The organism is Bacillus sp. SRB3LM (assembly GCF_015712745.1).
GTDB lineage: Bacteria > Bacillota > Bacilli > Bacillales > Bacillaceae_G > Bacillus_A > Bacillus_A thuringiensis_K.
The window spans coordinates 77,603-99,398 of record NZ_VWVQ01000067.1 but is presented as its reverse complement, the minus strand read 5'-3'; the positions used below and the strand labels follow the sequence as shown (position 1 = coordinate 99,398).

Here is a 21,796-nt window from a genome sequence, read left to right as displayed (position 1 = left end):
TCTAAATGACAACATGAGATTTTCGATATTTACCAGGTGTTTCATTGGTGAATTTTTTGAAAATTTTAGTGAAATAACTTTGATCGCTAAAATTAAGCGAAGCGCATATGTCTGATAAGGGATAGGTGGTGAAAGTTAATAATTTCTTTGCTTCTTCGACTCGTTCACGTTGAATGTACTCAATTAATGAAATACCGACCTCTTTTTTAAATAATATAGATAAATAATCTGAATTCACATTTGCAAATTTAGCAAGTTGTTTAACAGATATTGGATTGTAAATATTTTTAAAAATATAGTTTTTGCAAATAGCAATAGTCTGTGAATGTTGCTGTGTTTTTTGCACCTTTACACGGTCTGCAAAGGTGCAAAAAGCATTTTTTAATAAATCCCAAACAGATTCTTTGTCTTTTAAATCTTCTGTTCTTTGAATATGTAAATCATAAATTTTGTAAGCAATCCCAGATGGAAGTCCCCCTTTTATCGCATATCTAGTAGCGAGCGTGATGGATGAAATACAAATGTTTTTATGACGTCTTAATTGATGGAATGAAGATAAAGATGAAAGAGTCTCTTGTTGGAATTCGTAATAATATTTGAGTACGGTTTCTTTATCCCCGTTTTCTATAGATCTAAGTAGTTGCTGCTCTATATATAAATTATGATAAATGGATTCGTCTTTTTGCATTGAAATATATACATCTTCGTTTAAGATTCTGCTATGACTTATATGAACTGAGTCACTGTTATTTGAAAAGGTGCTTACATCTGAATTTTTTTTATAGAGAATGTTATAAAACAATATTGCTATATTTACAAAGAAATTTTGATCTTTCACTGACAATGAAAAATAACGGTCTCTTGTTCTTTTATAATTCGGAATAAAATTAAGGTTACTATCCACTTTACTTGTAGAAAAATTTACATGTGCCATGGGCCCAATAATAATAGTACCGTTCACCATATAATCACTCTTTATGTGAATTAAAATGAAGTGCCCTAGATGTTCGTGAGTTCTGAAGATGGGAGAATTATATGTATCATTTCTTTGAAAAAGCATATGTAACTGTTCTATTTTTGATGTATACAACGAATGTGAATCATTTTTTGATTTAAATTTTAAAAGAATATTGTTGTTACAATCTAAAAAACAAACTGGAATTTCGAAAGATTGGAAAAACATATTGCAAATGTACTCTATCTCAACTAGACTGAGCTTTTTAGTCATATTCTTCCTCCTTACAGTTATGCGTGATAGTTGAATAATTATATATTCCTTTTTTCATAAGTAGAAACGGAAAATCTTTATCAATAAAAAATATAAATAAAAGTTATAAACTTCTAAGAATAATACCATAATTTAACATGAATAGCACATATTATTTGAATATACAGGTAATAGTTTTGGACAGTAGCGTAAAATATGAATCGTCACACTTATTTGTTGGTTATTACTTATATGTATCAAAAAAGGATTAAGATTGGATTTTAAATAGGGATAGGAAGGGAGAAATGAATGGATTGACAGTAAGTGATTAGTCGAAATTAGCAGTGAAAGCTATTATGTAACAATGTAATAAGTCTTGAAGTAGAGATATGAGGGTAATTCAGGGGAGAAAATTACATATATCATGCAGAGAGACAACGTAATAATAGAAGATAAGAAAAGTGAATAAGTGATTGTAAACAATGGATTGTTGGACGACTATGTTTTATGTTATTCGTTTAAATCTGATACTTGGCACACTATTGCTTGTAAGAAGGTAATAGTAATAAAGAGATTTTTAAAATGATACAAGTAGTAAAGGGGAAAAGAGAAATGAAAAAAATATTTAGTGTGCTTTTAGTGTTTTTCTTAACATTTTCTACATGGTCTAGTGTATTAGTAAAGGCAGATTCACCATCTAAAGGTACTTTAACGATTCATAAGTATGCACAAGAAAAAGATGGAGTGCAGGGACTAGAAGGTGACGGTTCTGCAAATCAAGAGGTGCCAAAAGATGCGAAACCATTAAAAGGTGTAACGTTTGAAGTGAAAAGGGTTGCTTCTTTTGAAAAAATTTCAAATGATGGGAAAATCGTAAAAGAAGATGTGAAACCTGTAATGGGAGCCACTCCAAATCAAGTAGTAACAGATGATAATGGACAAGCTGTATTAAAAGATCTTCCGCTAGGACGTTATGAAGTGAAAGAAGTAGCAGGACCTCCACATGTTAACCTAAATCCCAATACGTATACAGTGGATATTCCATTAACGAATAAAGAGGGTAAGGTGCTAAACTATGATGTTCATATGTATCCAAAAAATGAGATTAAACGTGGTGCAGTGGATTTAATAAAAACTGGTGTAAATGAAAAAGCATTAGCAGGTGCAGTATTCTCTTTATTTAAAAAAGATGGTACAGAAGTGAAAAAAGAGTTAGTAACAGATGCTAATGGTCATATTCGCGTGCAAGGATTGGAGTATGGAGAATACTATTTCCAAGAAACAAAAGCTCCGAAAGGCTATATAATAGATCCAACTAAACGTGAGTTTTTTGTTAAGAATTCCGGAACAATTAATGAAGATGGAACTATTACTTCTGGTACAGTAGTTAAATTAGAAGTGAAAAACTATGAAGAACCAACAATTGATAAAAAGATTAACGCAAAATTGGAAGCGCTACCAATTAATCCTCTAACTAATTATAATTATGATTATGATATTAAAACATTAATTCCTGAAGACATTAAGGAATACAAAAAATATGTGGTAACAGATACTTTGGCCAATCGTTTAGTGATTCAAGGAAAGCCAATCGTGAAAATTGATGGAGCAGAAGTAAATGCAAACGTTGTTGAGGTAGCTATAGAAGGTCAAAAAGTAACAGCTACAGTAATAGATTTCACAAAATTAGATGGTAAAAAAGAATTTCATTTGCAAATTAAATCCCAAGTAAAAGAAGGGGTACCATCTGGTTCGGAAATTTTAAATACAGCAAAAATTGATTTTACAAATAAAAATGATGTAATGGGAGAAAAGGAGTCTAAACCTGTAGTTGTTGTTCCAACAACTGGAATAATTGAGTTAACAAAAATTGATGGTGCTAATAAGAATAAATTAAAAGGTGCAGAGTTTGTACTTAAAGATCATAATGGAAAAATAGTTGTCGTAGCAGGAAAAGAAGTAACAGGTGTATCTGATGAGCATGGTGTTATTAAATGGTCTAACATTCCATATGGAGATTATCAAATTTTTGAAACGAAAGCACCGACATATACAAAAGAAGATGGTACAAAAGCTTCTTATCAATTATTAAAAGACCCTATTGATGTAAAGATTAGCGAAAATAATCAAACGGTTAAATTAACGATAGAAAATAATAAAAGTGGATGGATTCTTCCGGTAACGGGTGGTATAGGAACGACTCTTTTTACTGTAATAGGCCTTACTTTAATGCTTACAGCGGCACTTGTTTTCTTTAGAAAAAAATTTGCTAGAAATTAAGATTTTAGGAACATGTAACTATATGAAAAGGGGAGAAGCAAAATGCTTTCCTCTTTTCGATATTTAAGCATATACAGAGGTGGAAATATGAAACGAAATCTTGTTTTGGGGGGGATTTTTTTATTTGGATTAGGTATTTTTTTATATCCTACTATTAGTAATTGGTTGGCGACCCGTGCACATTATTCTGAGATTAGCTCTTACGATAAGAAGATTAAAGCGCTACAAAAGAAAGAAGTCGAACGTAGGGAAAAAGAAGCAGCCGAATATAATAAACAAGTTCAAACTTCCATGAAAACATTTACAGATCCATTTTCTGAAAAAAAAAGTAATCATCAAGCGTATGCTGATGCGTTAAATTTAGGAGATGTAATGGGGTATATTGAAATATCGAAAATTAATATAAAACTGCCAATCTATCAAGGGACCTCTGAGGAAGTATTGAGCCGCGGGATAGGTCATTTAGATTTTTCTTCGCTCCCGGTAGGTGGAGAAAATACCCACACTATTTTAACAGGGCATCGTGGTTTACCATCAGCAAAATTATTTACAGATTTAGATAAGTTGAGTGAAGGAGATCTTTTTTTTATTCATTCTTTAGACAAAGTTCTTGCTTATAAAGTAAATCAAATTAAAGTAGTGTCACCACATGAAACGGACGATCTACAAATTGTAGAAAATAAAGATTATACAACTTTAATTACGTGTACGCCTTATGGAGTAAACACCAATAGATTGCTAGTTCGAGGTGAGCGTGTGGAGTTAAACGAGAAAGAAAAACAAAAAGTGAGTACAGAGATATTTATATTTAATAAGTGGACTGTAATAGTTACAATCCTATTGTTATGTGTGCTTCTAGTCGTAATTTATAAGAAAAAGTTAACTCGATAGAATGTATTTATCCTGCATTAATGGGAAGTGGGACCGGAAATTCAAAGATAAGTAAAGACGGTATATAGGGGATGAAGTAAATCATCATTAATAAAAATTCATTTTATTCGACTATAGACAAAAACGGTAAAGGTGGGAACAAAGGAATTGAGGCTACGATTAAAGCTGGTAAGTATTCATTTTATTGTTTTGTTAATGTTAAGTGTAAGTTTTGTCGTATATGTACCAAAAGAAGCATATGGATCCACGACTACCTTAGAAGGTCTAGGAGATATATCGCGTTATAATGCTGTTATCTTTGGTAACCATAAAGCAATAGGTGGCGACATTGAAGGAGCAATTGCAGTTCAAGGTGATATGGATGCATCGGGGTATACGATTGTAGGTGCAGCAGCAGGAACATCTAATATAGTAGGTGAAAAATGGGTTGATGAGAGATATCCGTCCTTGTTATTGTCTGGAAAACTAAAAAAATCAAGAAAAGATTCTTTTATCATTCAAAACGGAATAGTCGTAATGACAAAAGAGAGTGATCCAGATCGCATCATACAACCTTCTTATGATCGTATCGTTTATAAAGAAAAACTAGAAATTGACGCGAAATTTAATGAATTTCGCAATATAGTGAACCAAGTTAGTAAAAATGCAGGTCAATATAAAACGAATGCCCCAATTCCAAATATGAGTCATGGAATCGGAAAAGATATAAACAATCCTAATATTTATGTTTCATCAGAATTGACAGAGAAAATCAATGTAGATATAAGAGATGTATTTTTGCCCAATGCTAAGGACAAAGATTTAATTGTAATGTATTCAGATGCAATAGAAGTTACATTTAAAAATGGGTCTATTCTATATGACACGAATAATATTGGAAAGGCTACAGATATAGTTCCTACATCACAACCATATTCGCCTAATTCTCCGTTTACTGAGCTATATGGGAAAATGATTTGGGTTTTTCCAAATGCGAAAAAAATTACAACAGAGGGATATGGTGTCGTTGGGAGTGTGTTTGCTCCCAATGCTGTATTAGAAACAAAAGGCGGTTCGATTAATGGACAAGCATTTGTCGGTGCGGTACAACAAACTGGTGGATTTGAATTTCACAATTTCAAATTTAACTGGCAACATTGGAACAAGCCTAGTATAGGAAAAGTGAAAATAAAAAAGGTTGATAGTAATAATGATAATAAAAAATTGGTGGGAGCAAAGTTTCATATAGAAGATTTAAAAGGAAAAATAGTTGGAGAACTAATAACAAATGAAGAAGGAGAAGTAATATCAAAAGACTTACCAATAGGAAACTATACCTTAGTGGAAATAGAGGCACCTAAAGGCTATGAATTAGTAAAAGATAAAATAACTGTAAAAATAGAAAAAGATACAGTAGCAGAAATTAAAATAGGAAATAAGAAATTGCCCGATCCAATGGGGAAAATGAAGTTAGTGAAAGTAGATACGGGAGATAAAAATAAAAAGCTAGCAGGGGCAAAGTTTCATATAGAAGATTCAAATAAAAAAGTAGTTGGGGAGTTAGTAACAGATGAAAAAGGAGAAGTAATATCAAAAGACTTACCAATAGGAAACTATACCCTAGTGGAAATAGAGGCACCTAAAGGCTATGAATTAGTAAAAGATAAAATAGCTGTAAAAATAGGAAAAGATACAGTAGTAGAAATTAAAATAGAAAATAAGAAATTGCCAGATCCGACTGGGCAATTTGAAATTGAAAAAGTTGATGATAAGGATAGTGAATTAAAGCTAAAAGGCGCTGTATTTCAAGTGTTAGATAAAGAAGGGAAAGAAGTTAGTAGATTAATAACGGATGAAAAAGGAAAGGTAATTTCCAACCAATTAGCAATTGGAAAGTATACGATTAAAGAAATAAAAGCACCGAACGGATACATGTTACTTAGGGATCCAATAGAAATAGAAATTACAGAAGCAGTAAAGACACAAAAAATAACAGTGAAAAATGTGAAGAATAATTGGGTAATTCCTAATACTGGTGGGAGCGGAACAACAATTTTTTACGTAATTGGTATTATGCTAATGTTTGGTGTGCTATATTTCTGTAAGAAAAATCGTATATTATGAACTAATTTTATAGAGTTAGACAGATCGTTGCGTTAGAGAGTTTTAGGGCATGAGTTCGGTATTGTACTGGACTCATGGTACTACATTTGTTGAAGGAGGAAGGATAATAGTAAACATAGAATATATTAATGAATTAAAATGTTTAAGAGGTGAACATGGTGGCAATAAAACAAGACGAAATTAAAGTAGTTGTCGGAGCTGGAGTGTTTAATAATAATCCAGGCTGGATTCAAACGCAAGAAGATGAACTTAACTTACTAGATAAAGCTACGTGGGAAGAAAGATTTGAATACAACTCTATTTCAGCTATTTTAGCTGAGCATGTATGGGAACACCTTACTTTTGAAGAAGGTGTAAGAGCAGCTGAAATCTGTTATGAATTTTTAAAACCATCTGGTCATATTCGGTGCGGAGTCCCTGATGCATTCTTTCAGGATGAGGTATATCAAAATATAGTTCAAATAGGGAGACCCGGTCCAAAAGATCATCCAGCAGCAAGTCATAAAATCGTTCATAATTATAAAACATTAACGAAAATGTTTGAAACTGCTGGATTCGAGGTAGTTTTACTTGAATATTGTGATGAAAGTGGTCGGTTTTATTACAATGAATGGGATGCAAACGACGGTGTTATTTTCCGTTCGAAAAGGTATGATTCTAGAAATAAAGGCGATAAACTTGGTTTTCCATCGCTAATTGTCGATGCGATTAAGCGCTAATCATTCAACAAAAAAAGGAGTTAATCCTATGATTTCATAAGTCGCAAATGCGGCTTTTTTATTTGTACGTAAATCTATATTTAATTTTCAATACTATATAACTCGATTTAGAAAATATTTAAGTTTTTCTCAGCGTCATTCACTTTAAATTAACACTTCGTTGACATAAATATTTATTTTATATTTATATTCGTGTAAAATGAAATGGGAACATATATTCTGTATAAGGGGGCAATCAAAATGATAGCTGAAATTGGGAAACTAACTGATGGATATATTGTAAAATTTGAACGCGAATTTCCATATACGGTAGAGGAAGTTTGGTCTGTATTAACAGAAAACAGTAAGCTGAAAAAATGGATGTCCAATTTACAGATTGAAAGCCTTAAAACTGGTGGAATAATAAAGTTCGACATGATGGACGGTTCATTCATAAACATTGATATTTTAGAATGTCAACTAAACTCAGTACTTGAATTTACTTGGGATAAAGACCGTGTCCGATTTGAAATACATAAAGAGGAAAATGGTACTCTTTTACTTCTTAAAGAGTACATTCATGAATTAACAGATCATACACCGAGAGATATAGCTGGTTGGCATATTTGTTTAAATCTTTTTTCTTACGTTTTAAAAGGAGAAGAGAAAGAATTTTCTAAAGATGAATGGCAACAATGGTTTGAAATATACAAGGATAAGATTCATGAAGCGAGAGGATAATTGCATAATAGGTAATATTCATTATGTAATTATTATATTGTAAAAATGCTTTTGTGAATAAATAAGAATAGAGGTTAATATGAAAGTAAATCAATTAATTGCTAATAACATAAATAAATTAGATGCAACTATACCGTTTAATAAATCGTTTGGAATTGCTGGTTTATCTGGATCGGGTAAAACAACTTTTTGCCAAACAATTGGTGAAGAATCAAAAAAACGATTAGTTTCTTTATTGCCAAAGGCTGAATATCAATATTTATTTCCTAACATTATGGAAACAAATTTTAGTGCCATTAAGATGGAAGAAATACCTTTAGTACTTTTTCTAGGAAAATCATCGATTTCGTCTAATCCGCGTTCAACGATTGGTACTCATACTGGTGTTTTTACAGAGGTTCGGGAAAAACTTGCTGAGGTATTTAATCTTTCTCCAGAGGTCTTTTCATTTAATAATCAATTAGGCTGGTGTACTGGTTGTAAAGGCCGTGGTACTACAAAAAATGTTGAGTGTAAAAAATGTAAGGGAAAACGTTATAGTGAAGAAATTGAACAACATGAAATTGATTTGTTGGACAAGCCACATTCAATCTCAAATATTAATGATTTAAGTATTGAATCTATTCTTTCACTAGCAAAAGAGTTAAATATTAGTGAAGAAAAACAGCATATACTGCAAAATATTATTAATATGAACATTGGTTATTTAACATTAAATCGAATTATGGGTACGTTATCAGGTGGAGAGTTAACACGACTTTATTTGGCCGAATTCATGGCAGTAAGTGAAAATGCTGTAATTATTATTGATGAGATTTCAGTTGGACTTGATCATGAAACTTTATTACAAATTTTAGAAGAGATTAAACGATTAGGGTGTAAAAATCAAATTTGGCTTATTGATCATTCAGATACAGTACTAGATACAACTGATGAGCAATTGTTCTTTGGACCTGGTAGCGGAAAATATGGCGGGAAAATTGTGGAAGAATCACCAAGACCAAAGTCAATACTGTGGGATCGAAATAAAGAAATACCAACAGAATATTATACATTCTATGATTTATATTGCCGTAATATCCAAATGGCTGAGTTTCAAATTCCTAAAAACAGGCTTGTAACAGTTACAGGAGAATCAGGATGTGGGAAATCTACACTTGTCAACGAATGTCTAGCTACAGATTTTTTGAAACGATATCCAAAAGATAAATTAGTTATGGTAGGACAAGACCGAAATCAATCAATTACAAGTCGATCAACTGTAGCAACTTTCCTAGATATTAAAAAGAAACTGACAAAGTATAGTGAAGACATTGATGATATTTTTGAGCGCTCGATTGAGGATATTATTGATGAACTTCCAAATGAAGATATCGCTTATAAACGTTTGAGCCTACTAATTAAATTAGGGCTTGGCTATTTAACATTAGAGAGAAAAACACAAACATTATCGACAGGTGAGTTTCAATGTGTTCATTTAGTTTCGGAATTATTTGCAAACACTAGAAATCCACATACATTATTTATTTTTGATGAGCCTTCAAAAGGTTTATCACAAAATATTTTAAATCAATTTATCGATAGTATTAGAGGTATTCTGCAAGATGAATCAGTTTCGATCATTATGATTGAGCATAATCGTTACATGTTAGAAAGCTCTGATTATATAGTTGATTTTGGAAAAAGGCAGAATGAATCTATAGAGCATTTGGATGTTGTCAATCATGAGGATTACTATCGTCAAAAAAGTAATGTGAATAGCACAGAGAAAATACACATCTCTTCAATGCTTAAGCAGAAAAAAGGGGTTCACTATTTAGAAGAAAATCATATTAACTATTTTAAAAATGCCGAAAATATTTATAAGGGCGGTATTTTAAAAAGTTTATCATCAATGGCTAGGTTAATTTATGGTGAATATGAATCTGATACAATCGCACCTGTTATTGCTATTGATCTTGAAAGACATTTATATAGTCAATATAGTTTCTTATATGAGATTGGTGGATTAATTAATCATATTGTAGCTGCTCATCCAATTAATAAAGATACGAGAAGTTTTGATTTCTATTCACAGGACAATCATTGTCCATCTTGTTCTGGACGTCTTCAAATTGAAGTTTTTGATAAAGATATTGCCATTCAAGATAAAAGTGTTCCATTTTGGGATGGGCTATTCGATCCAGAAATCATGAAGGTATTAAAATTTTATCAGCATGAAAAAATAGAATTTCTATTCGAAGAAATAAAAAATGAGCTTGATCACGATTTGTCAAAGAGCTATAATGATATGTCAGAAGAAGAAAAGCATACGTTTTGGTACGGGTATTTTGAAAAATTATTTTATGATAAAAAAGGAAAGACACGCAGAACATGGGTAGGATTTAATACAATTATTGGTGGATATATTGTTATTTCAAAAGCACCTATTAAAGAAGAAATTAAAAGTTCAAAAAAAATGATGAAATGTCCAATTTGCGAGGGGACGGTTTTAAATCATCATAAACCACTTAAATTTGATAACGTAGATATTCGTGAAATAATTAATCAGCCTATTAATGAAGTAGTGAAAACAGTTGGTGATTTACCGACACTTGTTAAATTGAAGTCTATTGTTGGTGGCGATATGGCATTGACAGAAGATGTTTCTTTATTGCCAAGAAAAGCACAAGTTGCACTGAAGATGTTTGAATTAGAACAAGCAAGCTTTTCAAACTATGAAATGGTGTTACAAAATGTCTTACCATTCTGGGGTGAAATAAAAGGAAATATCGAATCCATTAGTGTTAATAATCAAGTAACTGTTTGTGATTTCCCTAATGTTTATGAAACGAGAGAAAACATTATAGATAAGTATTTCACAAATGGTAAATATAAAAAACTTACGTATGTATACGAAGCGTTTGGATACAAAAAAATAGTTACCCAAATTAATAAAATTAAAAAAAGTAATCCATGTCCATTTTGTAAAGGTAAGAAAGTGATAACCGAAGATAATCTACATGATGGTGTCTTTAAACTAACAATTCCATGTGTAACTTGTAATGCAAGTGGTATTAATGACGAAGGGTTAAAAGAAGTTGTCGAGGGCGTGGATGTACAAACGTGGTTAACTGGAAAAGTTAGTGATGTTGTGGATGAGAGCTTATTAACAGAAGCTGTTGGGCAAATACCAATTTTTAATCGTATTCGTGAGTTGGATAAACGAGATATGATGGCGGTTTATGAATGTCTTGAGAAAAATAACTAATGGTTATCAATTGCAGTAGTCATAAAAACAGGAATATAGGTTTTTAATTATATAAATATAACATGTTAAATTGTTATTTAAATCGTTAAAAATAGTTGACCCTCACATAATGTCATTGTTTATGATGAAGTTGAGCTTCAAAGTAGATGTAACTTATAGGAGGAAATCATGTTTAAAATAGGGGATTTTTCGAAACTATCTTCCATTAGTATACGTATGTTGAGACACTACGATAAAGTGGAATTATTACAACCAGTAAAAGTCGATGAGCAGAGTGGATATCGATTTTATTCAGCTGACCAATTAAAAAAGGTAAATCAAATTCAAACATTAAAAGCTATGGGGTTTAATATTGCTACCATCAAAGAAATAATAGAATGCGATAATATAGATAGCATAAAAGAGCAATTTTTAAATCGTAGTGCTCAAATTAAAGAAGACATGAATAACCTCCAAAAACAATTACGTCTCCTCGAAGACTCAATGAAAACGATGAGAGAGGATGTTGTTGAGATGAATTATCATGTTTCAATAAAAGAAATTCCAGAAAGAACTGTAGCTAGTGTTAGAAAGATTATTCCATCGTATAATTGCGAAGGTGATTTATGGAGTGTATTAATGCAAGAAATTCAAATGAAAAATATTAGTATTGCCCATCCGAGTTATAGTATTGCGGTTTTCCATGATCGTGAATACAAAGAAAATGATGTAGATATAGAAATACAGCTAAGTATTCTAGGTAAGCACGAAAATACAAAAGACGTTACATTTAAAAATATGGAATCGACTCATGTAGCTTCTATAACAGTTAATGGAAGTTATGAACAGATGACAGCTGTAAATGAGGCTGCGGCAAAATGGATTGAGACAGAGGGTTACAAATTAGCAGGCCCGATGTTTAATATTTATCATGTGAGCCCAGCGATGGAATCCGATCCTAATAAGTGGGTTACAGAAGTTTGTTATCCAATAAACAAATAAGTAATAAAAAAAGGCATGTTTTATGCCTTTTTTTATTTTATTAATATCTCAAAATATATAATTTTTCCTCTTTACAGTTTTCGTATCGGACTACATAAGGCAATAAAGACTTCAATTATTTTAGTAAAAGCAGCTAAAGCAAATATAAATACAGGATTGTAGGCTGAAATAATTCCACCTACTAATGCCCCCAATGGCATAGATAATCGTGTAAGTACACGAGAAAAACCTAAAACACGTCCTTGCAAATTGGATGGAACAGTTTCCTGCCGAATTGATGTAACAATCGTATTCCATGTGATATTACATGTCATCGCGATACCGAAAGCAATTCCGGGAGCAAGCCAATATGTACTCCATAAAGCAAATGTTAATCCAAGCGCTCCACAAAATAGGAGTAAAGGAATAAGTATACCACGTCGAAATTTCTTTTCTAAAGGAACGGCAATTAAGCTTCCTAAAAGCCCACCTATTCCTATTAAAGTATAATTATAACCACTTTGTGCGGAGGTAAGATTTAATGTTGATAATAAATAATACATAAGTACACCTAAAACAGCACTTGCTCCAAAGTTACCTACCATAGCTTGAAGTGACAAAGCTATATTTAACCGATCATTTTTGAGCCATTTAAATCCATCAAACAAATCATTTAGTACATTTTGCAATATTTTTTTATCAGTATTCTTTTTATTTAAGTTTTTCATAGAAGGTAATATAATCACAGCAATTAATGTAGCAATAAATGAAAGAGCATTAATCCAAAGTACTTGAAAGCCGCCAATAAAAGATATGAAAAGCCCAGCTATGATTGGACCAAACAAACTAGCCAATTGATTAACCATTTGATATAAAGAATTAGCCTTCGTTAATGATGCACCTGCGATGTGTGGAATGACTGTAACTGTTGTTACATCAAAAAGCATGGACATAACTGCTAAGATAAAAGTAATTACGTATAAATGCCAGACTTCTAATATATGTAATGCATGTAAAATTGGTACGAGACTTACTAAAATAATATTGGTAATATCCGCCATCCAAAGTAACTTTTTTCGATCATATCGATCAACTAGTACACCAACTAAAGGGCCAAATAAAACGATTGGCAATACGTTTACAGCAAATAAAGAACTCATAATTACAGCTGAACCAGTTAATTGATAGGCAATCCAAGGCAGTGCAAAAGTATATAGTAAATCCCCGATTCGTGAAATGAGTAAACCCAAAATAAAAATCTTGTATTCTTTTGAAAAAGTTGTCTTGACAGTTAATCTTTGTTCTTGTACAAATTTCACAATTGTATGACCTCCCTTTTTTATAGAGGAACTTGAAAATAATCCGTCCAATACGTATTAAATATAGAATTCTGTAAGAAGTTGTTGAATCCTACTTTATAATATTGATTTTATATAAAAGTGTAGGGAATAGAAATTAGGGCGGCTTTTATTGGATGAGGCGGAATGATTCGAGAACAAAAGGGGTTGCTGGATAAAGAGTTAATCTTATGACCTTTTCCGCAATTAGTGTTGTTAGCAGAACTAATAAAAGAGAATCCTATATTACTTCAGCGATGTTTAAATTATTAGCAACAAAAGCCACTGTAATAAGGGGCTTTTGTTGCTAATAATTTAATGATATGTGTACCCTCCATCTGGAAATAATACATTACCCGTAGTAAAACTATTTTGCATTAAATATAGAACAGTATGTGCAATTTCATTATTATGGCCAGGCCTTTTTACAAGAGAAAGAGATTTATAAGATTCATAAGCATTATCAAGAAATACCACCTAAAGTAGAATATAGCTTAACTGAACATGGAAAAACAGTCAGTACTGTTTTGGATAGTATGTGTAGTTGGGGAAGAGGGCATTTAGAATATATAGATAAAGATAAACCATAAAAATGTTATGTAAACTTATTGTAGTGTGAAGGGAAATATTGTTTTAATAATTTGTATTTTATAATATATAATTAAGGAGTGTCGTAGGTTATTATACATATTTAATTTATTTTTACAAAGGGGAAGTAATAAGATGAACGAATTAGAGTATAAAAGCTTCTATGATAAAGTAGGAAGATTAAATGGATGGGATTTTAGCAAAATAAAATGTGAAACTGTAGGAGATACATGGGACTTTTATAGTGAGGTAAAAGAAAGGTGTAAACCATCACATATTTTACTTGATGTTGGTACAGGCGGAGGAGAAAATGTACTTAACATAGCATCATCAGCTAAATTGTTGATTGGAATTGATAATTCTAACGGTATGATTGCAACGGCACATTCTAACTTGAAAAAATCAGGTGTACAAAATGTTGAGTTTCTTCAAATGGGTTCTGAAGCTTTAACATTTCCACATGCACATTTTGATATTGCTTCAAGTTGTCATGCCCCGTTTCTGGCATCTGAGTTAGCGAAAGTAATGAAAAAGGGTGCCTTTTTCTTAACACAACAAGTAAGTGAGAATGATAAATTAAACTTGAAAGAAGCATTTGGCAGAGGACAATGCTTAGGTGAACGAGATGGCACTTTAAAAGAAAAGTATATGGATAAACTTATTAGTGCAGGATTTGATCTCGTGCAAGTACGCGAATATGATGTTACTGATTATTACAGTACGCCTGAAGATCTTATTTTCTTATTAAAACATACACCTATTATTCCTAGATTTGGAGAAGAGGAAGAGGATTTTACTATTTTACAAAAGTTCATTGAAACAAATAGTTCTGAAAAAGGGATTCGTACGAATTCAAAAAGATTTATGATTATTGCTGTTAAATTATAATGTATTTTAGTGTAAAAGCTGCTTTTCATTTAAAGAAAAGCAACTTTTTGTGTGGAAAAGAATACAGGAAATACTTGAAAATAATAGAAATAAATAAAGTGTAAATTAAAAAATCAAAATATGGAGGATAAATGTTTTGAAACGTTACTATATTAGCAATGAAAAAATAAATGTACATATTACTGAATGGGGGAATAATGAGAAGCCCGTTATCTTTTGTTTACATGGATTAGGTAGTACGAGTTTAAGTTTTATAGAAATTGCTGAGGAATTAAAAGAAGAGTATAGATTTATCTCCGTTGATGCACCTGGACACGGTAAAACACCCCCATTTGAAAGAACAGAAGATTATGAGATGCACAATTTAGCAAATTGGTTAAATGAAATAATAAATGAATTGAGAATCGAATACTTCTATTTTCTATCACATTCATGGGGAAGTTTTGTAGCGTTATTTTATTTGTTAAATCATCCAGAAAAAGTACAAGGAAGTATTCTTATTGATGGTGGATATCAAACAAAAAGGCTTAAAGAAGAAACGTTGGAAGAAGAAATTGCTTATTATGAAAAGGACTTTGATGAATACGTTTTTAATAATTGGGACGAATTTTTCAAAAGTGAAAAAGCAGCTTATACTAGGTGGTCTTCATTGTTAGAAGTTGCTGTAAAGGATCTAGGGATCGAAATGGATAATAAAGTATGGTGGCATGCCAGGGGGAATACAGCTAGTAATATAATAAGAGGTATGCATAAAGATGAAACGATAGATATATATGAGAAGCTACCGGCTAATATTGTATTACTTCGAGCTACAGTCCCACAAGTTTGGGCGGATTATAGAGATAAGACAGTAAATGTTTTCAAAGAGAAAACGGACAGTATAGTAAAAGTAATTCCTGATACTACACACATGTTGCACTGGGATAAACCAGAAATTGTTATAGTGGAAATAAAAAATAATTGGAGCTAACATATTCATACTAAAGTTGTAGTTTCTATATGAAAAATCCATCCTTCCGTTTGATTTTATCTATTTATAAGTGTAATACAATACGAATAGATAATAAGAAATGAGGGGAATGTAAAGTGATTACACATATATCAGATATAAAACTACAAACGGTTTCCATAGAAGGGGTAAAACAAGTTTATAAGGACATATTATCTTTTCCAATAAAAAAAGAAACAGCATCTTTCATTCAATTTGAAGTAACACCTTATACAACAATTAGTTTTCAAGAAGTGTATGAACCAATTGCACCTGCACATTTTGCTTTTGAAATCCCATATTCAAAATTTCATGAAACAGCAAGATGGCTTGAGGAGTCTGGATTACTCATTGCGAAATGGAAAGATGGTCATATAATTGATGAAGAGGATGGTCGATTCAATTTATACTTTAAAGACGGAGATGGAAATCTACTCGAAATTATCGCGCATAGTTATGTTAAAGAAGATGTATTAGTACCGCAGTCACCTTTAAACATTTTATATGTAAGGGAAATTGGTCTTCCTGTTAAAAGTGTACCTATTTTTAGGGAATGGCTGAAATCAAATCTAAATATGAAAACGATGGAAGACGGGGATATTTTTAATTTTGTAGTTGGTGGCACTGCTTATGTCGTCGCAACTTGGTGGCAGCGACCTTGGATTCCAATCGCGATGAAAGCTCTATCACCGAAAGTACACGTTTCTTTCGGAACACCAGACGTCGCATTTTTACAGCGAATCCAAAATAACTTTAAGAAAAATGGTGTATCATTTGAATGTAAATGTAATGAAGTATCATTTATTGAGCAAGGATATACATTTTCAATTGTGCATACATCAGAGTTTCATTCCGATATTCCTAGTAAAATAAACTTACCGCTTTCTATATAGTTATAGAAAGCGGTAAGTTTATTTTGTTTTAAGGAAAATTAAAATCTAGTTATTATGTTGATTTAACATTTGAGCTATTCCTTGACCAAATGACCAATTCTCCATAGGTGTCTCGTGTAGTGTAATGAAAACATCAGCAGTAGAGATTTGTAAAATATTAGCCGTACTAGTGGCTATAGCTTTATATAAATCTTTTTTTTGATTAATTGTTCTTCCAGGTCCACATGTAATAGAAATATAAATCATATTATTGGATCGTTTTAACGAACCTTTTAAAAGATAAGATGAATTATAAAAAAATTGATGAGAAGGATAAGGTAAAAACATTTGAAAATAATCATTTTCAGGAATATTGAAATGTTCAATTAACGAATGGTGAATTTGATTGCTTACATTTTTTAATAACTTATTATCGGATAATTTTTCAGGATGATAAACAGTGACAAATGGCATAGTAGATGACTCCTTTCCTTTTTATTTCATTTTACTTCTAATATTTCCATTTGTATAATTGAAAATATATTAACTGATTATCAATAAAATCGATGAAGTTGGTGTATGAAATGGAAATAAAAGAGTTACTTACATTTAAAAAAATTATTGAAGAAGGTACGTTTTCACAAGCTGCTAAAAAATTAAACTATGCACAATCAACAGTAACAACACATATGAAAAAGCTGGAAAATGAAATTGGTTTTCTGTTATTTGAAAGAGGATGGGATGCAAGATTAACAGAAGAAGGAAAACTTTTTGCAGAGGAAGTAGAAAACTTATTAACACATTGGGAATATTCTATAACTCAAGCACAACGTATTAGTAATGAAGAGAAAGGAAGTTTGAGAATAGGCCTATTAGAATCCGTTGCTAAAAGGTTAATACCGATAATATTAAAGTTTTTAAATGCTGAAAAACCATATATACATTGTGATTTTGTAGTGGGAAATACAGCACTTTTATCAGAAATGATAGAACATAATAAGATTGATTTTGCGGTGTGCGGAAATAATGAAAATAAATCAAAGGTAAAATTTATCCCAATATGTGATGAACAGATTGAATTTGTAGTGAATAATCCCAAGCATCCTTTGTTACAAAAAGAATCCGTTGAAGCATTTGATATTATAGATTATCCAGTTATTGTAGGAGAAAGTAATTGTTATTCCTATCAATCTGTAAGTTCTTTCTTGGCGGAAAACAATTTATCTTTTAAAAGAATTTACAATTGTAGTGCTTTAAACCTCATTCCAGAAATGCTTTTTGAAAATGCGATAGGAATTATCCCGAAAGGTACAATTTTGAATGAAGAAATACTATCTTTTAAGATTAAGGACTTTAATTCTAAAATCCTGATTGGTATATTAATTTCTACTAAAAATAACAATTATTTAAGTCAAACGAAACAAAACATTATAAACATCATTAAAGAAGCGTTATAAACGCAGGGGAAATAATGAAAAAGCTATATTCAAAAATCTCCTTTAATTTAATAAATAATGGAAACTTGTCTATCATCTCTTTTGGTAGTTCATTTTCCTCTTGGTAGCCTTCAAATAGTGCTTTTGTAATAGAATACTCATAGTCAACGATATTCCCATTTCCAGCAAATGAATATTCTATCGCACTATAAATAGGAACGGCTAAATCGAATATGTAAAAATGTTTTTGGAATTAATCCAAGAGAATATCAACTTAACAAAATGCCTATTCAATCATTTGTTAAACTAAATTTAAATAAAGAAGGGGCGTTTAATATGAATATTTCTAGAAAAATAGAGGTTGAGCAGTTACGAAATAGGAAATGTGAGCTATTTGATAAAGAGGTACTTAACATATTAAATGGTCAAGTTATTTATGAAGAATTTAAAAACGAAAAGCTAATGGGTGATTCTGATTATGCCCCATTTAATGAGGCAATGTGTGTGAACTCGGCTACTACTCAAGTTTTTAATGAAGAGTTTATTAAAACAAGAGCGAAAGGACATAACAGTTCAGTAGAAAGTTATATAAAAAAGGTTATAGATCCGTTAGAAAACCTTTTTACGAAAAAGTATAAATGTATTGTTCTATGGTTTGGTGAAGATATGTTTTGCCAAATGAACCTACTTACCATACTTTCTCACCTTGAACAGTCTGCTTATGAAGGGAAGGTATACTTAAATAGCTTTAGAGAGGATGAATTTAAAGTAAATCAAATTGAACTTGAATTGGGGAATTATTCTTCTATATACAATGAAGTATTAGTAAACCATAAAAAGACCTCTCATAAGGTATCACCTGTAATGTATCAGGCTATAGGCTTATTTTTAGAAATGTTAACAGAAGATAATGCAGTAATGAAATTCATCTCTAAAAATAAAGATTTATCAACTCGTGAATTATTAATAAAGCTGTTTTATCTTTTTCCTACAATCGGATATGGAGATTCTCAGTACATAGAACTGATTAATAAAATAAAGAAGAAAACTACACCAAAAATATAGGTGCAGCTTTCTTCTTATAATTGCTCAAGTAATTCTAATTCTTTTTCTACAAATAGCATTAATTCTTTAATTGTTTCACCAGAAAAATCAAAACGAATACCGGCTGCATCATACACTTCTTTTATAGATTGCGAGCTTCCTAGTGATAATGCCTTTTTATAATTTTCTAGTGCTTGCTTAGGTTCCTCTTTATATTGTTTATACATTTGTAAAGCGCCAAGTTGGGCGATCGCATATTCAATATAATAAAATGGTACTTCAAAAATATGGAGTACAGGTAACCAACTCGTTGCTATCCAGTTTTCGTAGCCATCAATATGTATGACGCTAGACTGATAATGTTTTTGAAGTTGTAAGTATTTTTCATTTCTTTCTTCAGAAGTATGACTTGGATTTTCATACAGCCAGTGTTGAAATTGATCGACAATAAGCATAACAGGTAAATATGAAATAACATCTTTAAAGAAGTTAATTTTTGCTTGTTTTAAATCTTTTTTGTCTGTATAGAAGGTATCCCAATAATTAAGCGAGAATAATTCCATTGTCATACTGGCTAGTTCAGCTGTTTCAGCTGGAATTTCTATATACTGTCGTAATTTTAATGGTTTTATGAGTTCGTTATGAATGCTATGCCCCATTTCGTGTATAAAAGTTATAATATCATCTTGTGTATAATTTAAGTTCATAAAAATATAAGATAATTGTGAAGCGGGTAAGTACTCACAAAAGCCACCAGCTGCTTTTCCTTTGCGGCTTGTTAAATCAAGACAATTGTGTTTATACATTCGGTTTAAAATTGCTGAAAATTCAACATCTATTTTATTAAAGATATGAGTGCTCTTTTCAATTAAATCATTTTCATTTGCAATAGGTTTAAGTACTTTTTGATCTGGAGTTACAGCTGATACATCCCACGGGCGAAGCGTATCAATTTGCAGTTTATCTTTTTTCTCTAGCAATATTTTATCTTTAAGAGGCACAACATACTTACGTATGGATTCAGCTAGTTCATAGCAATCTTTCGCTGAATAATCAAAACGCTCGTATTTTTTGAACATATAATCGCGATAATTCTCTAGTTGAATATTTTTTGCTTTTTGATGGCGAATTTCAATTAATTGATTTAAAATGTTTTGGAGTTCTTTTTCAACAGATAAAAATTGTTCAGAAATAATGGTTTTTGCCTTTTTACGGGTGTCACGATTCGAATCTTGTAAATAGGATTGTAATTCTGTTATCGTTTTTTCTTCTCCGTCCCAAATAGCACTTAATCCTCCAGTGATTTCAAAGTACTCTGTGACTAATTTGTCTTCCTTTATTTCTAATTCGATATTGTCCTCACAAAATAACTTTTGAGCATTTTTTATTTTTGCATCTAATAAACCATATAGATTAGAATCTAATTCCATTCGAAAAGGTGACTCTAAAAATTTATTATCCAATAAATTTTGGTACCGCTTTAAAAGTGGCTTTACAAATTGTTGATCATGTTCAAAAGTATCTTTTATTTCTTCATCATCCGTATTACATTGAAAGGCGATATAATGTGATCTTAATTGTTCTTCGATTTCCCAAATCATTTTTGACTGCTCTTTTAACCAATTTTCAAGGTCTAGTTTTGAAGAAATCATTTTGTTTAATAAAGACGAAAGAGTTTTTTCTAATTGTAGTACATTACTAATATCAATCGTATTTACACGTTGCATTATATATCCCTCACTTTTTATGTATTCATGGAGATATTCTATTTATTAATTGTAATTCCCTTTTTAAGAGGAGAAAATGTGAAATAATGTTAAATTATAGAAGGTATTTATATGTGAAAGTAAAAGTTTATCGTAAATGAAAATTTACGGAGGGAAGTGCAATGAAAAGAGGAAAGAAGTTGATTGTATTTTATTTTCAATTGCTTTATTGTGTGCTTGTGAGCCTGAAATGGAAGAATCTAAAAGTGAAGATTCTATAGTTATGGGTATTGCTACAGCAGCTGTAAAGGAGGAATCTTTTTTTAGTGCTGCTATAAGAGATGAAAAAGAAAGGATAGTAGATTTAGAGATTGCTGATAGCGAAGATAGTAACGAAATAAAAAATGATATTAATAAAAGGTTGGCGATACAAGGTGTAATGGCTTATAAAATCAATATAACTCAAAGAAATAGAGAAGTTGTAAAGGCAGAGAGTAGATGGAATCAAGTTTTTGGACATATATTTGATGACGCATTCAGAAAAAACGGATATGAAGGGTTTAGTATTCAGCAAATAAATTATATAAAGAATCAACCTGTTACCATTGATATAAAAACTAAGATTAGCGATGATGAAGTAGGGGCGAGAGAACTTGGACAGAAAATAGAAAAAGAAGTTGAAGGTGTACTTAAAACAGAAGCAGTAAAGAAATGGATTGAAAATGATTCATATGCTATTGGGATTTACGATATAGATGATCGGAAAATTAACTAATTGAGGAATGAATGCTATATGAATAGAAAACC

At 31.2% G+C, this 21,796-nt stretch carries 17 protein-coding genes and 4 pseudogenes; 15 read left to right on the top strand and 6 right to left on the bottom strand.

Translation table 11 applies throughout. From position 1 onward, the window contains the following. Position 1 precedes the first annotated feature (1 nt). Positions 2–1,228, bottom strand: coding sequence for an AraC family transcriptional regulator (locus tag F3I02_RS20315; protein WP_196478339.1), 1,227 nt, complete (start codon positions 1,226–1,228; stop codon positions 2–4). Between the two features lie 591 nt (positions 1,229–1,819). On the opposite strand from F3I02_RS20315, the gene F3I02_RS20310 reads away from it, so the two are divergent. The 7 genes from F3I02_RS20310 (at position 1,820) to F3I02_RS20280 (ending at position 12,151) form a co-directional block, all read left to right on the top strand. Beyond that, positions 1,820–3,487 carry a SpaA isopeptide-forming pilin-related protein gene (locus F3I02_RS20310; protein ID WP_196478338.1) on the top strand — a complete coding sequence of 556 codons (1,668 nt, stop codon included), beginning with the start codon at positions 1,820–1,822 and terminating at the stop codon, positions 3,485–3,487. 87 nt (positions 3,488–3,574) lie between these two features. Continuing rightward, a complete protein-coding gene (locus F3I02_RS20305) occupies positions 3,575–4,378 on the top strand; it encodes a class C sortase (RefSeq protein ID WP_074593703.1) in 804 nt (267 codons plus the stop codon). A gap of 147 nt (positions 4,379–4,525) precedes the next feature. After that, the gene (locus F3I02_RS20300; RefSeq protein ID WP_196478337.1) at positions 4,526–6,481 is read left to right on the top strand and encodes a SpaA isopeptide-forming pilin-related protein; all 1,956 of its coding nucleotides are present in this window, start codon (positions 4,526–4,528) and stop codon (positions 6,479–6,481) included. Between the two features lie 158 nt (positions 6,482–6,639). After that, the gene (locus F3I02_RS20295; protein WP_033690256.1) at positions 6,640–7,200 is read left to right on the top strand and encodes a class I SAM-dependent methyltransferase; all 561 of its coding nucleotides are present in this window, start codon (positions 6,640–6,642) and stop codon (positions 7,198–7,200) included. Between the two features lie 240 nt (positions 7,201–7,440). Further along, positions 7,441–7,920 carry an SRPBCC family protein gene (locus tag F3I02_RS20290; RefSeq protein ID WP_000559842.1) on the top strand — a complete coding sequence of 160 codons (480 nt, stop codon included), beginning with the start codon at positions 7,441–7,443 and terminating at the stop codon, positions 7,918–7,920. Between the two features lie 79 nt (positions 7,921–7,999). Further along, positions 8,000–11,170 (top strand): ATP-binding cassette domain-containing protein, encoded by a 3,171-nt coding sequence (locus F3I02_RS20285; protein ID WP_196478336.1) that lies wholly within the window; start codon positions 8,000–8,002, stop codon positions 11,168–11,170. Positions 11,171–11,338: 168 nt separating this feature from the next. Further along, positions 11,339–12,151: a MerR family transcriptional regulator gene (locus tag F3I02_RS20280; protein WP_196478335.1), complete on the top strand. Its 813-nt coding sequence runs from the start codon at positions 11,339–11,341 to the stop codon at positions 12,149–12,151. Positions 12,152–12,222: 71 nt separating this feature from the next. On the opposite strand, the gene F3I02_RS20275 is transcribed toward F3I02_RS20280, so the two are convergent. Then, entirely contained in the window at positions 12,223–13,449 is a 1,227-nt protein-coding gene (locus F3I02_RS20275; RefSeq protein WP_098376315.1) for an MFS transporter, read from the bottom strand. Positions 13,450–13,629: 180 nt separating this feature from the next. On the opposite strand from F3I02_RS20275, the pseudogene F3I02_RS34990 reads away from it, so the two are divergent. After that, positions 13,630–13,740: pseudogene (locus F3I02_RS34990) on the top strand (NUDIX hydrolase); the annotation flags it as partial. A gap of 42 nt (positions 13,741–13,782) precedes the next feature. Here the strand turns inward: F3I02_RS34990 and F3I02_RS20270 are convergent. Next, a pseudogene (locus F3I02_RS20270) lies at positions 13,783–13,926 on the bottom strand (SDR family oxidoreductase); the annotation flags it as partial. Here F3I02_RS20270 and F3I02_RS20265 point away from each other — a divergent pair. The 4 genes and pseudogenes from F3I02_RS20265 to F3I02_RS20250 form a co-directional block, all read left to right on the top strand. Continuing rightward, positions 13,923–14,057: pseudogene (locus tag F3I02_RS20265) on the top strand (winged helix-turn-helix transcriptional regulator); the annotation flags it as partial. The pseudogenes F3I02_RS20270 and F3I02_RS20265 overlap by 4 nt on opposite strands. A 133-nt stretch (positions 14,058–14,190) precedes the next feature. Beyond that, a complete protein-coding gene (locus tag F3I02_RS20260) occupies positions 14,191–14,943 on the top strand; it encodes a class I SAM-dependent methyltransferase (RefSeq protein ID WP_196478334.1) in 753 nt (250 codons plus the stop codon). A 136-nt stretch (positions 14,944–15,079) separates the two neighbouring features. Next, positions 15,080–15,913 carry an alpha/beta fold hydrolase gene (locus F3I02_RS20255; protein ID WP_196478333.1) on the top strand — a complete coding sequence of 278 codons (834 nt, stop codon included), beginning with the start codon at positions 15,080–15,082 and terminating at the stop codon, positions 15,911–15,913. A gap of 116 nt (positions 15,914–16,029) precedes the next feature. Then, a complete protein-coding gene (locus F3I02_RS20250; RefSeq protein WP_196478332.1) occupies positions 16,030–16,824 on the top strand; it encodes a VOC family protein in 795 nt (264 codons plus the stop codon). Positions 16,825–16,869: 45 nt separating this feature from the next. On the opposite strand, the gene F3I02_RS20245 is transcribed toward F3I02_RS20250, so the two are convergent. Next, the gene (locus tag F3I02_RS20245; protein WP_001117407.1) at positions 16,870–17,277 is read right to left on the bottom strand and encodes a tautomerase family protein; all 408 of its coding nucleotides are present in this window, start codon (positions 17,275–17,277) and stop codon (positions 16,870–16,872) included. A gap of 110 nt (positions 17,278–17,387) precedes the next feature. On the opposite strand from F3I02_RS20245, the gene F3I02_RS20240 reads away from it, so the two are divergent. Beyond that, positions 17,388–18,260: a LysR family transcriptional regulator gene (locus F3I02_RS20240; RefSeq protein WP_196478331.1), complete on the top strand. Its 873-nt coding sequence runs from the start codon at positions 17,388–17,390 to the stop codon at positions 18,258–18,260. A 22-nt stretch (positions 18,261–18,282) separates the two neighbouring features. On the opposite strand, the pseudogene F3I02_RS20235 reads toward F3I02_RS20240, so the two are convergent. Next, a pseudogene (locus F3I02_RS20235) lies at positions 18,283–18,492 on the bottom strand (aminoglycoside phosphotransferase); the annotation flags it as partial. Between F3I02_RS20235 and F3I02_RS20230 the strand changes: the two are divergent. Continuing rightward, positions 18,471–19,304, top strand: a complete 834-nt coding sequence (locus F3I02_RS20230; RefSeq protein ID WP_308018604.1) for an AraC family transcriptional regulator — start codon at positions 18,471–18,473, stop codon at positions 19,302–19,304. The pseudogene F3I02_RS20235 and the gene F3I02_RS20230 overlap by 22 nt on opposite strands. Before the next feature lie 14 nt (positions 19,305–19,318). On the opposite strand, the gene F3I02_RS20225 is transcribed toward F3I02_RS20230, so the two are convergent. Further along, entirely contained in the window at positions 19,319–21,010 is a 1,692-nt protein-coding gene (locus F3I02_RS20225; RefSeq protein WP_196478329.1) for a M3 family oligoendopeptidase, read from the bottom strand. Between the two features lie 229 nt (positions 21,011–21,239). Between F3I02_RS20225 and F3I02_RS20220 the strand changes: the two genes are divergently transcribed. Further along, positions 21,240–21,764, top strand: coding sequence for a DUF4030 domain-containing protein (locus F3I02_RS20220; RefSeq protein WP_230876875.1), 525 nt, complete (start codon positions 21,240–21,242; stop codon positions 21,762–21,764). Positions 21,765–21,796: the final 32 nt, after the last annotated feature.

What these genes read in the sequence shown, in the direction of transcription:
- F3I02_RS20220 (WP_230876875.1), top strand. Translation starts at nt 21,240, where the DNA reads ATGGAAGAATCTAAAAGTGAAGATTCTATAGTTATGGGTATTGCTACA.
- F3I02_RS20245 (WP_001117407.1), bottom strand. Translation starts at nt 17,277, where the DNA reads ATGCCATTTGTCACTGTTTATCATCCTGAAAAATTATCCGATAATAAG.
- F3I02_RS20310 (WP_196478338.1), top strand. Translation starts at nt 1,820, where the DNA reads ATGAAAAAAATATTTAGTGTGCTTTTAGTGTTTTTCTTAACATTTTCT.
- F3I02_RS20315 (WP_196478339.1), bottom strand. Translation starts at nt 1,228, where the DNA reads ATGACTAAAAAGCTCAGTCTAGTTGAGATAGAGTACATTTGCAATATG.
- F3I02_RS20240 (WP_196478331.1), top strand. Translation starts at nt 17,388, where the DNA reads ATGGAAATAAAAGAGTTACTTACATTTAAAAAAATTATTGAAGAAGGT.
- F3I02_RS20260 (WP_196478334.1), top strand. Translation starts at nt 14,191, where the DNA reads ATGAACGAATTAGAGTATAAAAGCTTCTATGATAAAGTAGGAAGATTA.
- F3I02_RS20305 (WP_074593703.1), top strand. Translation starts at nt 3,575, where the DNA reads ATGAAACGAAATCTTGTTTTGGGGGGGATTTTTTTATTTGGATTAGGT.
- F3I02_RS20290 (WP_000559842.1), top strand. Translation starts at nt 7,441, where the DNA reads ATGATAGCTGAAATTGGGAAACTAACTGATGGATATATTGTAAAATTT.
- F3I02_RS20285 (WP_196478336.1), top strand. Translation starts at nt 8,000, where the DNA reads ATGAAAGTAAATCAATTAATTGCTAATAACATAAATAAATTAGATGCA.
- F3I02_RS20225 (WP_196478329.1), bottom strand. Translation starts at nt 21,010, where the DNA reads ATGCAACGTGTAAATACGATTGATATTAGTAATGTACTACAATTAGAA.
- F3I02_RS20280 (WP_196478335.1), top strand. Translation starts at nt 11,339, where the DNA reads ATGTTTAAAATAGGGGATTTTTCGAAACTATCTTCCATTAGTATACGT.